This is a genomic window from Candidatus Ichthyocystis hellenicum (assembly GCF_001460935.1).
Taxonomy (GTDB): Bacteria; Pseudomonadota; Gammaproteobacteria; order Burkholderiales; family 2013Ark19i; genus Ichthyocystis; species Ichthyocystis hellenicum.
Map to the genome: position 1 here is coordinate 293,009 of NZ_LN906597.1, position 14,764 is coordinate 307,772.

Here is a 14,764-nt window from a genome sequence, read left to right on the forward strand (position 1 = left end):
ATCCCACCTATGACCAAGTTTCCTTAAAAGTAGCAATAATAAGCTTCAACTGACTCTCCAAGTCGGGCGTCAACTCTTTCTTTTCCTCAAGCTTAGACACAAAATCGGCATGAAACTGCCCCATAAAAGACATCAAGCCTCGTTCAAAAGAAAGGAGATCAGAAAGATCAACAGAGTCAAGATAGCTGTTATTCGCGGCAAACAAAATCACAGTCATCTGCGCCACAGTGAGAGGAGAAAACTGATTTTGCTTCATCAGCTCCGTAACTCGCTCACCATGATTTAATTGCTTCCTAGTGGCTTCATCTAGATCAGCCGCAAATTGAGAAAAAGCTGCCAACTCCCTATATTGAGCAAGAGCCAACCTAATACCGCCACCTACTTTCTTAATTGCTTTAGTCTGAGCCGCACCACCAACACGTGAGACTGAGATGCCAGCATTTAAGGCCGGACGTATACCGGCGTTAAAAAGATCCGTTTCCAAAAAAATTTGACCATCGGTAATCGAAATCACATTAGTAGGAATAAAAGCAGAAACGTCACCTGCTTGCGTCTCTATAATAGGCAAGGCCGTCAACGAACCAGTTCTTCCCTTAACCAAACCACCTGTTTCCCTTTCAACATATTCTTCGTTAACCCGGGAGGCACGCTCCAACAGCCGAGAATGCAAGTAAAAAACATCCCCTGGATAAGCTTCCCTACCCGGTGGCCGACGAAGCAATAAGGAAATCTGACGGTAAGCCCAAGCTTGCTTGGTAAGATCATCGTAAACTATCAAAGCATCTTCACCACTATCGCGGAAGTACTCACCCATAGCACAACCAGAATAGGGGGCTATATACTGCATAGCAGCCGAATCACTTGCCGAAGCTACTACAACTATAGTATGGGCCAAAGCACCATGCTCCTCCAGCTTAGCGACAACATTAGCTACAGAAGAAGCCTTTTGCCCTATGGCAACATAAACACACACAACACCTGTATTTTTTTGATTTATTATGGCATCAAGAGCCAAAGAGGTTTTACCTGTCTGACGATCGCCGATAATAAGCTCACGTTGCCCTCTACCAATAGGAACCATAGAATCAACGCACTTGATCCCTGTCTGCAATGGCTGAGAAACAGAACACCTACTTATAACACCTGGAGCAATCTTCTCTATGGGAGATTTATTCTCCGTAACTACTGGGCCGCGGCCATCAATTGGTATCCCAAGGGCATTAACAACACGACCACAAAGAGAACGCCCTACTGGCACTTCCAAGATACGGCCAGTGGTACGAACCTTATCACCTTCAGATAAATGCCCATAATCACCGAGCAAAATTACCCCAACTGAATCGCGCTCTAAATTCAAAGCTAAGCCATACGTATCTCCAGGAAAAGAAACCATCTCTCCCTGCATAACATTACCGAGACCATCTATGCGCACCACACCATCAAATAAGGATGAAATTACACCCTCATTAGACAATGTAACATCAAGATTCATACTTTTTATCTTCTCACGGATGACCGCACTTATTTCACTGGGACTCAATTGCATGTAAAAAACCTCCTATATGCCCAACTGAACAGCCAATTTCTCAAGGCGCCCCAAAACAGATGCATCATAACAATCATCAGAAACATGAACGACACAGCCTCCAATAAGACTGGAGTTGGTCTCAAAAGACGCAATCACCTCAGATGACACCATTTTTTCCAAGAAAGAGCCTATGCGGCTCCTATCTTCTGAGGAAACATCAAAACTAGATTCAACAACAATAGGAATAACTCTTCTTTTATCGCAAACCATCTTTTTAAAAATAGAACTGATAGCAGGAAAACAAAAAAATCTATCTCGAGATAAAAGCAACTTCAAAAAAAATACCTGTCGCTCACAAAACACACCTGATAAAGAATCCCACAACAATGCATTATCGCGACCAGACCTGGTAACCTTATGAAAATCTGTCAAATCTTGAAAAACACCGCATACAGCATCAAAAAAAGTCAACCATAAATCCAAAGAACCATCTTCATCTGCAATAGAAAACGCTGCCCTAGCATACGGCCTCGCCAAAGTAAAATTATTTCTCATCAAATTTGTCCCGATAAATCATCTGGTCCAAAATATCGCGATGAACATCAATATCGACTTCTCTGAGAAGAACGGCCTTAGTAGCATCAAAAACCAGTGATGAAAAATCCTTCATCAACTCTTCCTTTGCTTTCCTCTTAGCTTGAACCGCGGCTTGGTCGGCCAAATTTTGGGCACGAGCAACTATTGCAGAAGCCTCTTCCTGTGCACGAACCAATATGTCAGAAGCTTGCATCTCAGCCTGGCGGGTAATCTCCCTAGCAGCTAATTTCGCTTGACCAATCTGATCACGAGCAGTCTCCCTGGCATCTGAAAGCTCTACGCTAGCAGCCTCAGCATCAGCCAACCCACGAGAAATCCTCTCCGACCTCTCATCCAACACCTTAGATATTGGGGGCCAAACGAAGCGCATCGTAAACCAGGCAAGACCAAAAAAAACGAGACACTGAACAAACAAAGTGGCGTTAAGATTCACCCATCATCACCTATGAGAAAACAACAATATAAACAAACATCAGTTACTAACAAAAGGATTAGCGAAAGCAAACATCATTGCAACCCCAACCCCTATCAAAAAGGCAGCATCAATCAACCCGGCCAAAAGAAACATTTTCGTCTGAAGTTTATCCATAAGCTCAGGCTGACGAGCAGCGGCTTCAATGTATTTTCCACCCATCAAGCTAATACCAATACAAGCACCAACAGCACCAAAACTAATAATCAATCCACAAGCTAGTGCAACAAAAGAAACATCTGTCATGAAAAATCCCCCGGTGAAAAGAAACGAAAAACTAGTGATTCTCTTGCGATTGACCTATATATATGATCATCAGCATCATAAAAATAAAAGCTTGCAAGGAAATGATAAAGATGTGAGCAATCGCCCAAGCCAAACCAGCAAGAAATTGCCCGATTGCACCGTGAATAGTAGCAGTTGCTCCCATAAGGGCAATAAGCATAAACAACAACTCCCCTGCATACATATTACCAAAGAGACGCAAACCCAAAGAAACAAATTTAGCCGAATATTCAATAACGTTAATCAAAAAATTGGGAATCCACAAAACAATTTTGGAACCAAATGGAGAAACAAATAATTCCTTAAAAAATCCCCATTTTTTCGATTTGATGCCATAAAAAAACATTAACAACAACACCCCCAAAGACATGCCCAAAGCGCCATTAACATCAGCAGTAGGAACAATACGATGGTAATCAGAAATTCCGGAAATAGAAAATAGTCTTGGAAACAGATCAACAGGAACCAAATCCAGGGCATTCATCATCAAAATCCAGATGAATACACTCACAGAAAGAGGAACAACAAACCCCGGATTAGAATGCGGAATAATAGACCGCACTTGCGACAAAACAAACTCAAACAACAATTCAACAGCACACTGCCACCTGGAAGGAACACCCGGCTTTATTTTCACAGCAACCGCGAACATGAACACAAAGGCGGACACGGCCATCAACAACGACCACAATACGGTATCAATATTAACATACGAAAAATCGACTATGGGAACATGGTGCCCAAAATCTTTCGAAGCCATACTCCGCAAGTGATGAACAATATACCCAGCTGGGGTTAAACTAGAATTATTCACGAAAAGCGCCAGGATCAAAAAACGACAAACGCCAAAGTTACCAGAAATAGCTATTTTATTCAATAACGATCGGTAACTTTATTGGTGTCAAGACAAGAAACTCGGGTTAAAAAATCATCCAACTGATCCAAGTTATCATACTGAATAGTCAGACGAAAAGAACCATTAGTAAGACATTGAACCGACACAGCAGCACACAACAAATCAGACAATCTTTCTTGCAAGTGATGCGCATCTGCACTCATTTTCCCCCGCTCATCACTCATTATACCAAATTTATTGCGATTATTAGTTGAACCATTAACAATGTTACGCACAACCGCTTCTGCTTGACGAACAGACAAATTTTTATCGATGATATGACGCGCAACTTCAAATTGATCCTCACTCGGCAAGGCCAATAGTGCACGTGCATGACCAACGTCGAAACATCCATCTTGTAGCAACTGAATAGCCCCCGGGTGAAGGGATAGTAGCCGTAATAAATTAGTTACAGCAGTGCGTGACCGTCCTATAGAATCTGATACCTGCTGGTGAGTCATCCCAAACTCATCCAGCAACCGCTTTATGGCCCGGGCCTGATCAATAGGAGTAAGTGATTCTCGCTGTACATTCTCAATAATGGCTAAAGGAAGCACCACAGAATCAGGAACATCTCTCACCACAATAGGAACGGTACCCATACCCGCCAACTTTGAGGCCCGCCATCTCCGCTCCCCTGCAATAATTTCGTAACAACTACCCTCCCTTGGTCTAACAACAATAGGATTCATGAGTCCATAAGCACGAATAGAAGTAGCCAATTCCTCCAAAGCATCTTGGTCAATAATCGTCCTGGGCTGATACTTTCCAGGCACTAAGCTTTCAATCGGACACTGAATAATTGACTCACTATCGGAATCACTATTAGAAAAACCCTCAGAGACAAAAGTTTCCTTAAAAAAACTCTCCAATCCTCTACCAAGACCTTTATGCTTCTTCATGAGCAACATCATCTTTACTGTAAAATTCAAACTGTGCTTGCTCTGTGCGACGAATCAACTCATCTGCACATGCCATGTAGGCACGAGAACCTCGAGCAGCTCGATCAAAAACAACACCCGGCAACCCATAACTGGGAGCCTCAGCCAACCTAACATTTCTCGGAATGACTGACTTAAAAACTTTTTCACCAAAATGATCACGGATCTGCGCTGCAACCTGTCTACAAAGAAGACTACGGTTGTCAAACATTGTAAGTATCAGTCCCTCAATATCTAGATCCTTATTGAAAGAATTTTTAATAGTACGCAATGTTCCTACCAACTCCGCCAACCCTCCAAGAGCGTAATATTCACATTGCATAGGAATAATAACACGATGAGCAGCACTCAACCCATTTAAGGTCAATAAACCTAAAGCAGGAGGACAATCCAAAAAAATGAAATCAAAATCATCTTGAACTTCCTGTAACACTTTTTGTAACAAGAGATGCCTTCTAGGAATCTTAGAAAATTCCAGTTCAAGAGCAGCCAAATCCCTGCAGGAAGCCAATATAGAAAAATTAACATGCTCATTAAAACTAATGGCTTCATTTATTGATACACGCTCACACAAAACATCGTAAATGCTTACATTAACAGGCTGCAATCCGGTTGCCATAGTTGCATTTGTCTGTGGATCAAGATCAACCACCAATGCTCTTAACCCACGAATAGCAATAGATGCTGCGAGATTCACAGTGGTAGTCGTTTTTCCAACACCACCCTTCTGATTCGAAACCGCAAACACCTTACCCATGATTTTTTTCCCGAAAACCTACTCTAAGCAAACAGCGACAGACTTGGCTTTCAACTAGCTTTATCTGCCAATTATTTAGTATGATAAACTCCGGAGGCAGTAGGTTTATTTCATCCTCAGGATACCTACCTTTCATGGCATACCACACATCCCCACTGCTAGATAAATGTCGAGAAGAGGAAACAAACTCAGCTAAAGAAGAAAATGCCCGAGATATAATTACTTCGTAGCTGTCATCTGAATGAAAGCAATCCAAACGCGACCTATGAACTTTAACATTGGACAACCCAAGCTCTGCAACAACCTGCGCCAAAAAAATGCAACGCCGTTCCTGAACATCCAAAAGGCAACAATTCATATCTGGTCGCATAATCGACAATGGAATACCGGGCAAACCAGCACCACTACCAACATCCAACAATGAATAAGAACCACAAGGCAAATAAGACAAAATAGACAAACTATCAACAATGTGCCTAATAACAATGTCGTCAAAAGACCTAACAGCGGTAAGATTATATACCTTATTCCACTCTAGTATGAGATTAACATATTCATAAAGTTGGCTGGCCTGATTTTCATCAGCAAAAACTCCCTGACGAAAAAGGGACTCCAAAACAAATTCAATCTTAGATACCACAGCAACGCCGCAAGTACGTACGCAAAAGTTGAATAGAAGCTGGAGTTACACCGGATAATCTAGATGCTTGACCTAAGGTCTCTGGACAAACTTGGCGAAGGACTTGCTTCACTTCTGACGATAACCCAGAGATCAAATCCAAATCTAGGTTTGATGGAATCTTTACTCTGTCGAAAAAATGCATTTTTTCGACATCTTTCTTTTGTCGATCAACATAACCAGCGTACTTGACACGTGCCTCCAGCGATCGCTTCCACGACGCAGGCCAAGAAACAACAGATGAACTTTCATCAAAAAAATCAGAGTACTCAAATTCTGGCCTTTTCAACAGCTGAAGTAGCGATGTATTTTTTTTTGAGTGTAAATTTTTACCCGCATCAGAATCAATCAACACACGTGACGATCGAAGACGATCTTCTTCCAAAACCAATGCCTCTTGCTTACGACAAAAGTAAGACCAATGATCGTTGGTAACCAAACCCATACGATAACCATCTTCAGTTAAGCGCTGATCAGCATTGTCCTCACGTAGCATCAACCTATACTCTGCTCGTGATGTAAACATTCTGTAGGGCTCAGAGACACCTCTAAAAACTAAATCATCAACCATAACACCAATATAAGCCTGATCTCTACGAGGAACCCAATACGATTTGCCTTTAACATATAACGCAGCATTAATACCGGCCAATAGGCCTTGCGCAGCAGCCTCCTCATACCCAGTAGTCCCATTAATCTGGCCAGCTAAAAATAGACCAGGCAATGATTTAGACTCCAAGTGCAAAAATAAATTTCTCGGATCCAAGTAATCATACTCTATGGCATACCCATATCGAACAATTTCAGCTTGCTCCAAACCAGATATGGAATGAATAATTTCATCTTGAAGTTCTCGGGGAAGGGATGTAGAAATGCCATTAGGATAGATCAAATCAGACGTCAAACCCTCGGGCTCAATAAAAACAGGATGACTTTCTTTTTCAGAAAAACGAAAAACTTTGTCTTCTATCGAAGGACAGTAACGAGGACCAACTCCCTCAATAGCACCAGAAAATACTGGAGACTTACTCCATCCAGCACGAACCACATCATGTGTTTTTTGATTAGTTTGCGCAATCCAACAACAACGCTGCTCTGGGTGAGAACAAAAAACACCCTGATCAGAAAACACAGGGGTAGGAAAATCCCCCCACTGCTCTACAAATTCGTCAAACCTAATCGTTTTTCCATTCAACCTTGGAGGAGTGCCTGTTTTCAAACGCCCAACGGACAAACCAATTTCACGTAACTGAACAGACAATTCATGGGACGACGGATCACCCACCCTACCGCCTTCAAACCTTTCATCCCCAATATGAATAACTCCACCCAAAAAAGTCCCAGTTGTCAAAATAACCACGTTAGACAATATTTCTTCAGAGCCACAAATAACACCAACACACCTGCCTCTAGAAATCGATAAGCGCGTAACTTGCCCAGACATAAATGTTAAAAAAGGATGATTAAGCACTACATCCCGCACTTCTTTCTGGTACAAAACCCGATCCACTTGGGCTCGAGTTGCCTGCACTGCCAACCCTTTGCTGCGATTTAGGACTCGAAACTGGATACCGGAACGATCAGCAGCTGCAGCCATCAATCCTCCTAGAGCATCTACCTCTTTCACCAAATGGCTCTTCCCAATCCCACCTATAGATGGATTACATGACATCCGACCAAGATCGCCCTCTCCCAATGTCAACAACAGTGTGTTAACACTCATTCGCGCACACGCCAAAGCCGCTTCCACACCAGCATGACCTGCACCAACAACAATAACCTGAAAACTGTGACACCCCATGTAACAATTACTCCTGAGTTACAACCGCAGGTGCACCGTGACAGTGCTTATACTTTCGTCCACTGCCACAGGGACACAATTGATTACGAGAAAATTTCTCTACCGGAAATTGATGATCATTCTGCAATGGTTGCTCACAAGAAACTATAGAAACCTTCATAAGCAAGTTAACAACATCCCGTCGAACGTTCTGTAACATTTGGTCGAACAACACAAACGCCTCCCGCTTATATTCTTGACGTGGATTTTTAGCTGCATACCCTCGCAAATGAATACCTTGCCTCAAATGATCTAATGCCGACAACAAATCCTTCCAATTGGTATCCAAAGATTGCAGCAACACCGACCGCTCTATATCAGCACGAACATCCTCAGGAACATCATCAAATCTCTTGGCGTACAACTTGCCAATCTCCTCCGTAATGTAAGATAGAAAATCTTTAGAAGTCCACTTAGAATTGCCTGAAAAAATTTCGCGAGAAGAACCCGTCCACGAAAGCTCAGACAAAAATCGATCCAAACCATCCCAATCCCAATATTGCTCCGTAGACTCCAATGGCACAAAAACATTAAAATTGTCAACGACGTACCCATCAATCATATTCCTAATTACTTCTGATGCCCCTTTTTCCAAAATCTCATTGCGCTGCTGGTAGACGATTCTCCTCTGCTCATTGGCAACATCATCGTACTCCAACAATTGCTTTCTAATATCAAAGTTACGCGCCTCAACTTTTCTCTGCGCTGACTCCAAGGAACGAGAAACCATAGAATGCTCTATTGCCTCACCTTTAGGAATATTCAATCGCTGCATAATTGCACGAACACGATCACCGGAAAAAATTCGCAATAATGGATCATCTAAAGATAGATAGAATCGAGACGAACCCGGATCCCCCTGTCTACCGGAACGACCACGAAGCTGATTATCAATACGACGAGATTCATGACGCTCCGTTCCAATAATATGCAAACCTCCAGCCTCAATTACTTTATCGTGCAATACCTGCCATTCTGAACGTAATTTCTCAAATTCACGTTGTTTATTTTTATTATCTCCATAGGAATCACTAGAAATAAGGTCCAACTTATGATTTATGTTGCCACCTAAAACTATATCAGTGCCTCGACCTGCCATATTAGTTGCAATAGTAATCACACCAGGACGTCCTGCTTGCTCAATAATCTCTGCTTCACTCTCATGTTGTTTCGCATTCAAAACCTGGTGTGGCAAACCATCTTTCTTCAGCATCATTGACAGGTACTCAGAATTTTCTATGGAAGTTGTACCAACCAAAACTGGCTGTCCCCTTTCATGACAATCCCGAATATCGGCTAAAATAGCCTGATACTTCTCCTCCATTGTCATGTAAATTTGGTCCATGCGATCATCGCGATTAACAGGTTTATGAGTAGGAATAACAACGGTTTCCAGGCCATAAATCTGGTGAAATTCATAGGCCTCAGTATCAGCCGTGCCAGTCATACCCGCCAATTTATCGTAAAGTCGAAAATAATTCTGAAAGGTTATAGAGGCCATCGTCTGATTTTCACTCTGTATCTGAACACCTTCCTTGGCCTCAATGGCCTGGTGAAGACTATCCGACCAACGACGACCCGGCATTAAACGCCCAGTAAATTCATCAACAATTACCACTTGACCTGACTGAACAACATACTGCTGATCTCTATGAAACAAGTGCTTTGCTCGCAAGGCAGCATTCAAATAGTGCATCAAACTAATGAAAGAAGGATTATATAAATTACTTCCTTCCGGCAAAAATCGAGCCGCAACCAAAAGACCCTCAGCTTTTTCTTGACCCTGCTCAGTGAGAAATACTTGATGATTCTTTTGATCAACTACAATATCCCCAGTAGTACCTACGTCACCACCACCTACGACATCACCACCTCCACTTTCATCACCCTCTTGTAAGATTAATTGATCTGCAACAGCTACCATTGAAACATACAAGTCAGAACAATCATCAGACTGACCAGAAATGATTAGCGGAGTTCTAGCTTCATCAATAAGAATGGAATCGACTTCATCTACAATCGCATAATTCAACTCTCGCTGAACCTTAGAATCCATGCTATAGACCATGTTGTCACGTAGATAATCAAAGCCAAATTCGTTGTTCGTTCCATAAACAATATCTTTTTTATAGACTTCCTTCTTTTCTTCCGTGGTCAATCCACTACAGTTGACACCAACGGTCAACCCCAAGAAAAGATACAGCTTCCCCATCCACGATGCATCGCGGCTGGCAAGATAATCATTAACTGTTACCACATGAACACCCCGTCCAGACAAAGCATTCAGGTAAGCAGCTAGAGTAGCAACCAGAGTCTTGCCCTCTCCCGTCCTCATCTCAGCAATCTTTCCTTGATGCAAAGCAATGCCGCCCATAAGCTGCACATCAAAGTGCCTCATGTTCAGCGTCCTACTGCTAGCTTCACTGCACAATAAAAAAGCCTCAAGCAAAAGACTATCCAGAGACTCACCATTATTATAACGATCGCGAAAAGAGGCAGTTAAGTCTGGAAAGTCAGAGTCCGCAAGCGTCCGGTATTTTTCCTCATACTGAGTCGCTTGTGACAAAAGCTGACGATAGCGGGAAATCACCCGATCATTCCTACTACCAAACACAGACCTCATAAGACGTTTCAGCATGAGTTACTCTTTTTTAAATTTAAAATAAAAAATGATTGCAGAATCACTTATGCCGATCAGACTTAAGCAGAAACAAACCTGGATCCTGCGGAACACCGTATTTTAACACTTCAAAATGCAAATGTGGCCCCGTAGAACGTCCCGTCATTCCAACCTGTGCCAAAATAGACCCGGACTTGACCACATCACCTACATGAACGGATATCTTTCCCAGATGTGCATACCTAGTAGTTAACCCATGGCCATGATCAACTTCCACGAAGTGCCCATAGCTACCGAAATTACCGGCGCGCTTAATCACACCGGGAGCCACCGACAGCACCTTGACACCAATCGGAGCCGCAAAATCGTATCCTGAGTGAAATAAACGCTTATGATTAATGGGATCTATACGCGGGCCATAGCCTGAAGTAATACGAAATTTATCAAGGGGAAATTGGTTGGGAACCAAAAGTCCCATGGCTCTTTGGCGAATGAGCATAGATTCAGCAACACTTAGTATGCTCTCATCTCTGCTAATCTCTAGTGACAGCCCATTCATAGCCTTCTGAATGTAGTGACTGGCCACCTGCAGCGAAGCCACTGCAGGTCCACCTTGCGCACTCTCCTTCAACCCATCTTGACCTGGGTTTAAAACAGGACCCGGAAATAGGACACCAAAACTATCCCGAAGTCTCTTCATTCTTAACTCCAAACTCACTAGCCTCTCTTCCAAAGAAGCAACTTCACGGAAGAGATGCATATGGACAGACTTCAGACCTCTAACATCTCCAACCAAAAAGGAGATAGAATAGCCAACTGACAAAAAAAAGCATGCAGACAAAACGAGAAATGCAATCCTAATAAAATTTTGATACGATGACGACTGCCGCTTGTCGGAACGACTTGACCTGTATGTAGTACCTGACCGAAACTGGTTCCCTACCACGAGCCCCCCTAAATTAGAGAAAAACACACATGACAAAAGAGGCAAACACATTCGGAAAAAAAATAGGAGACCTCATAGAGGGCCCACTGGGACCCGTTGTTCGTGACATCAACCTAACCCTGTCTGTACGGACAATCTATTCCAAACTCCCACCGCCATATCCAACCACTAGTAGCCACGTTGTCATTCTAAGAAACAAGCAGCTAATCATCCGTGCTAATAATTCAGCCGCTGCAACAAAACTAAGATTCGTTCGTGAAAGCCTAATCAACACACTAATGGAACACGGTATAATCGTCGAAGACGTGAAGATTCTACCACAGCCCAACTCTGGTCCAGTAAGGTCTTCCAGCTAATTTGACAAATAATTAGCAGACCGCGTCAGCATATAATAAAGGAATAATCAACTTCAGTAATGAGGCCCCCATGTTTCACGTAGCCCTATTTGAGCCAGAAATACCACACAACACTGGAAATATTATCAGACTGTGCGCCAACACTGGGTGCATTCTTCATTTAATTGGACCCCTTGGATTTGAGCTAAGCGACAAAAGCCTGAAAAGAGCCGGTCTTGATTATCATTCCCTGACTAAAATAATTACTTACTCTAAGTGGGAAAATTTTGAGTCGGAAATGAAAAGTTTCCAATGGATAGTATTTAGTACCAAAGGCAATAAGAACTATGACACAATGAGATACACCCCCAACTCAGTTCTAATATTTGGTCCGGAAACACGAGGACTACCGGCAGAAATAGTTAATACCTTCAACGACTGCCAACAGACTGCAAGAATCCCTATGACTAAAAATAGCCGCAGCATTAACCTATCAAATGCAGTAGCAATAGCCGTTTACGAAGCTTGGAGACAAAACAACTTCAACCACGACCACGGGTCATCAGCTCATTTACAGCATCCCTAGGCCGGATTTGCCCTCGCAATATTCCACAAACAGAACAAATAATTGGCATTTCTATGCCCAAATCTCTGGCGATTTGCTCCAAAGCGTACGATACTCCAACCCCCTCGGCAACCTGTCCCAATCGACTAAGGAACTGTTCAAAAGACTGTCCCATAGCAATAGCATGTCCTAAACGCCAATTTCGTGACAAATCACTGGTTGCGGTAAGAATCAAATCCCCCAATCCGGACAAACCATAAACCGTACTTTGTTCTCCTCCTAAAGCCAGAGATAACCTACTCATTTCCAACAAACCACGAGTAAGCAATGCAGCCCTTGCACTCGAACCTAAAGACAAACCATCACTAATCCCAGCAGCAATCGCCAATGAATTCTTGGCTGCCCCACACAACTCTACCCCCAATACATCTGTAGCCGTGTAAAAGCGCATAATCGAGGACGACAACATACCTGACAAATATTGAGCATATGACTCATCACTACAAGCCAAAACTAAAGCAACTGGCAACCCATAAACAACATCCCGAGCAAAACTCGGACCTGATAAAGTCAATGTCCTATCGGCACAAAACCCCACTTCCCTAGCAATTTGATGAGGCAACCTCCAAGTCTCTAGTTCAATACCCTTTGATCCAAGAATTACAGGCCCGCGGTAGTACTTAAACAGCTCCGACAACACGGGCCTACACCCTTGACTAGAAGCCATCATCATCACACAATCAAAAGCATCAGAAACATCAGCCATTACAGTAGTAGCAGAAACATTACTTCTAGTAATCTCTGAAAACAAATTAGGATGGCGGCCACTAAAATTTATGCTATCCACTACCTCTGCATGCCGTGACCACCAAGTCACAGCATGACCAGAAGCAGATAAGGATAACCCAACTGCTGTCCCCCAGGCACCAGCACCAAGAATTGCTATCTTCAATACACACCCCTTATTATCTCTTTCTCACACAGCCTCAAACTGCTTATTATTAGCACTCTTGCGCTGTTCAAAAAGCGCCTGAAAATTAACAGGAGACATGTATACTGGCGGAAATCCTGCTTTTGTAGAAAGGTCAGTCACAGATTCACGAAGATATGGAAAAACTATGTTCGGACAATCAACCCCGAGAATAGCATCGATGTAGTTACCAGGAATGTTTTTAAGCTGAAAAATACCGGCCTGTGTCACCTCAATAATAAACAAAACCTTCTCAGCTGCAGAAGCTTTAACACTAACAGAAACCGTTACTTCAAAAATGGAGTTTTCTATATTTTTATGGTTGCAATCCAACTCAAGCTCAACTTGCGGAGACTGTCTCTCAAGAAAGATAGAAGGAGAAAGTGGAACCTCCAATGACGAATCCTTAATGTAAATCTTCTCGATAGAAAACACCGCTTGTTTTTCCTGACCCTGACTAGAATTATCCATAGGGCTCCACCACCTTTCATTTTCAATAAAAAACTAAAAAATCTAATCGGAAGACAGCAATCTGCCTAGCTCACCGCTAGCCGCCGCAGTAGACAAAGCATCTGCACCACCAACATGCTGTCCGTTAATAAAAACCTGAGGAACAGACCTTTGAGATGAGCGACTAAGCATTTCCTCTAGATTGTCCGGATCCTCATCAACATAAATGTAGCGAATAGAGTCACACCCATTATCCCGTAACAATCGCTCCGCTCTATCACAGTAAGGACAAAAACCTTTCTTACGCTTGTACATTTCCACAATAGCCACAATTACCTCCTGCCGTGCTTATCAATGTATTTAACGGGCAAACAAGAAGCCACCCAAGCATCAATTCCCCCTAGAAGATAGTAAGCAGATACGCCTCCCTTTTTCAAGGAACGCACCTGCACCCCAGATCGTTTTCCATCTCGACAAATCAAAACAACAGATTTGTCACTAGAAATATTTGGCATAGAGTCAGCAGAAAATTTTTCGTAAGTAATGTGGCGAGAACCTTTAATTTCACCATTCAACAACCTCTCTTCCTCTTGCCTCAGATCAATAAGAACAGCCTTACCTTTATTAATCATAACAACAAGTTGTTCCGGATCAATACCGGCACAACCAAACCACCCATTTAGATCACCAAAAATTATCAATAACAGCCCGGCAGCACTGAGAATAGCCGTGCCAGACAACACCCAATGGTGCAATAAAAAATCTACTAACACGGACACAACACTACTCTCCCAGTAGAAAACACACGGCACAATGCTACAACAAAAATACGTGATTAGCGATTACCATGCGCTTATAAAATAAAAAAATTTATTGCGATAACA

General features: G+C 42.7%; 18 protein-coding genes. 2 read left to right on the top strand and 16 right to left on the bottom strand.

Annotated elements, in window-relative coordinates:
- Nucleotides 1–7: 7 nt before the first annotated feature.
- From atpA to Arg41_RS08270, 12 genes are all read right to left on the bottom strand, one after another.
- Nucleotides 8–1,546 (bottom strand): F0F1 ATP synthase subunit alpha, encoded by a 1,539-nt coding sequence (atpA, locus tag Arg41_RS01340; protein WP_092342815.1) that lies wholly within the window; start codon nt 1,544–1,546, stop codon nt 8–10.
- Nucleotides 1,547–1,558: 12 nt separating this feature from the next.
- Nucleotides 1,559–2,083, bottom strand: coding sequence for an ATP synthase F1 subunit delta (gene atpH / locus Arg41_RS01345; RefSeq protein WP_092342814.1), 525 nt, complete (start codon nt 2,081–2,083; stop codon nt 1,559–1,561).
- Entirely contained in the window at nt 2,073–2,558 is a 486-nt protein-coding gene (locus tag Arg41_RS01350; protein ID WP_092342813.1) for a F0F1 ATP synthase subunit B, read from the bottom strand. The genes atpH and Arg41_RS01350 overlap by 11 nt, the downstream gene beginning before the upstream one ends.
- Nucleotides 2,559–2,597: 39 nt before the next feature.
- The gene (atpE, locus tag Arg41_RS01355; RefSeq protein ID WP_092342812.1) at nt 2,598–2,843 is read right to left on the bottom strand and encodes a F0F1 ATP synthase subunit C; all 246 of its coding nucleotides are present in this window, start codon (nt 2,841–2,843) and stop codon (nt 2,598–2,600) included.
- A 31-nt stretch (nt 2,844–2,874) separates the two neighbouring features.
- Nucleotides 2,875–3,696 (bottom strand): F0F1 ATP synthase subunit A, encoded by an 822-nt coding sequence (atpB, locus tag Arg41_RS01360; RefSeq protein ID WP_092342811.1) that lies wholly within the window; start codon nt 3,694–3,696, stop codon nt 2,875–2,877.
- Between the two features lie 59 nt (nt 3,697–3,755).
- The gene (locus tag Arg41_RS01365) at nt 3,756–4,679 is read right to left on the bottom strand and encodes a ParB/RepB/Spo0J family partition protein (protein ID WP_092342810.1); all 924 of its coding nucleotides are present in this window, start codon (nt 4,677–4,679) and stop codon (nt 3,756–3,758) included.
- A complete protein-coding gene (locus Arg41_RS01370; RefSeq protein ID WP_092342809.1) occupies nt 4,666–5,475 on the bottom strand; it encodes a ParA family protein in 810 nt (269 codons plus the stop codon). The genes Arg41_RS01365 and Arg41_RS01370 overlap by 14 nt, the downstream gene beginning before the upstream one ends.
- Complete coding sequence (rsmG, locus tag Arg41_RS01375; protein WP_092486527.1) at nt 5,468–6,115, bottom strand: 16S rRNA (guanine(527)-N(7))-methyltransferase RsmG; 648 nt, start codon at nt 6,113–6,115, stop codon at nt 5,468–5,470. The genes Arg41_RS01370 and rsmG overlap by 8 nt, the downstream gene beginning before the upstream one ends.
- Nucleotides 6,105–7,955, bottom strand: a complete 1,851-nt coding sequence (gene mnmG, locus Arg41_RS01380) for a tRNA uridine-5-carboxymethylaminomethyl(34) synthesis enzyme MnmG (RefSeq protein ID WP_092486531.1) — start codon at nt 7,953–7,955, stop codon at nt 6,105–6,107. The genes rsmG and mnmG overlap by 11 nt, the downstream gene beginning before the upstream one ends.
- A gap of 7 nt (nt 7,956–7,962) precedes the next feature.
- Nucleotides 7,963–10,632 carry a preprotein translocase subunit SecA gene (secA, locus tag Arg41_RS01385; protein ID WP_092342806.1) on the bottom strand — a complete coding sequence of 890 codons (2,670 nt, stop codon included), beginning with the start codon at nt 10,630–10,632 and terminating at the stop codon, nt 7,963–7,965.
- Nucleotides 10,633–10,675: 43 nt separating this feature from the next.
- Nucleotides 10,676–11,560 carry a M23 family metallopeptidase gene (locus Arg41_RS01390; protein WP_157722214.1) on the bottom strand — a complete coding sequence of 295 codons (885 nt, stop codon included), beginning with the start codon at nt 11,558–11,560 and terminating at the stop codon, nt 10,676–10,678.
- A gap of 136 nt (nt 11,561–11,696) precedes the next feature.
- The gene (locus Arg41_RS08270) at nt 11,697–11,834 is read right to left on the bottom strand and encodes a hypothetical protein (protein WP_242641363.1); all 138 of its coding nucleotides are present in this window, start codon (nt 11,832–11,834) and stop codon (nt 11,697–11,699) included.
- Between Arg41_RS08270 and Arg41_RS08485 the strand changes: the two genes are divergently transcribed.
- On the top strand, nt 11,770–11,916 hold the full coding sequence (locus tag Arg41_RS08485) for a hypothetical protein (RefSeq protein WP_420885859.1): 147 nt from the start codon (nt 11,770–11,772) through the stop codon (nt 11,914–11,916). The genes Arg41_RS08270 and Arg41_RS08485 overlap by 65 nt on opposite strands.
- A gap of 70 nt (nt 11,917–11,986) precedes the next feature.
- Nucleotides 11,987–12,481, top strand: coding sequence for a tRNA (cytidine(34)-2'-O)-methyltransferase (locus Arg41_RS01400; protein WP_092342803.1), 495 nt, complete (start codon nt 11,987–11,989; stop codon nt 12,479–12,481).
- Here Arg41_RS01400 and Arg41_RS01405 read toward each other — a convergent pair.
- The 4 genes from Arg41_RS01405 to Arg41_RS01420 are packed head-to-tail and all read right to left on the bottom strand — an operon-like array spanning nt 12,438 to nt 14,692.
- Nucleotides 12,438–13,412 carry an NAD(P)H-dependent glycerol-3-phosphate dehydrogenase gene (locus Arg41_RS01405; protein ID WP_092342802.1) on the bottom strand — a complete coding sequence of 325 codons (975 nt, stop codon included), beginning with the start codon at nt 13,410–13,412 and terminating at the stop codon, nt 12,438–12,440. The two genes, Arg41_RS01400 and Arg41_RS01405, sit on opposite strands and share 44 nt — an antisense overlap.
- 24 nt (nt 13,413–13,436) lie before the next feature.
- Nucleotides 13,437–13,901: a protein-export chaperone SecB gene (gene secB, locus Arg41_RS01410; protein ID WP_092342801.1), complete on the bottom strand. Its 465-nt coding sequence runs from the start codon at nt 13,899–13,901 to the stop codon at nt 13,437–13,439.
- 42 nt (nt 13,902–13,943) lie between these two features.
- The gene (locus Arg41_RS01415; RefSeq protein ID WP_420885855.1) at nt 13,944–14,210 is read right to left on the bottom strand and encodes a glutaredoxin domain-containing protein; all 267 of its coding nucleotides are present in this window, start codon (nt 14,208–14,210) and stop codon (nt 13,944–13,946) included.
- 2 nt (nt 14,211–14,212) lie between these two features.
- Complete coding sequence (locus tag Arg41_RS01420) at nt 14,213–14,692, bottom strand: rhodanese-like domain-containing protein (RefSeq protein ID WP_141663169.1); 480 nt, start codon at nt 14,690–14,692, stop codon at nt 14,213–14,215.
- Between the last annotated feature and the right edge of the window lie 72 nt (nt 14,693–14,764).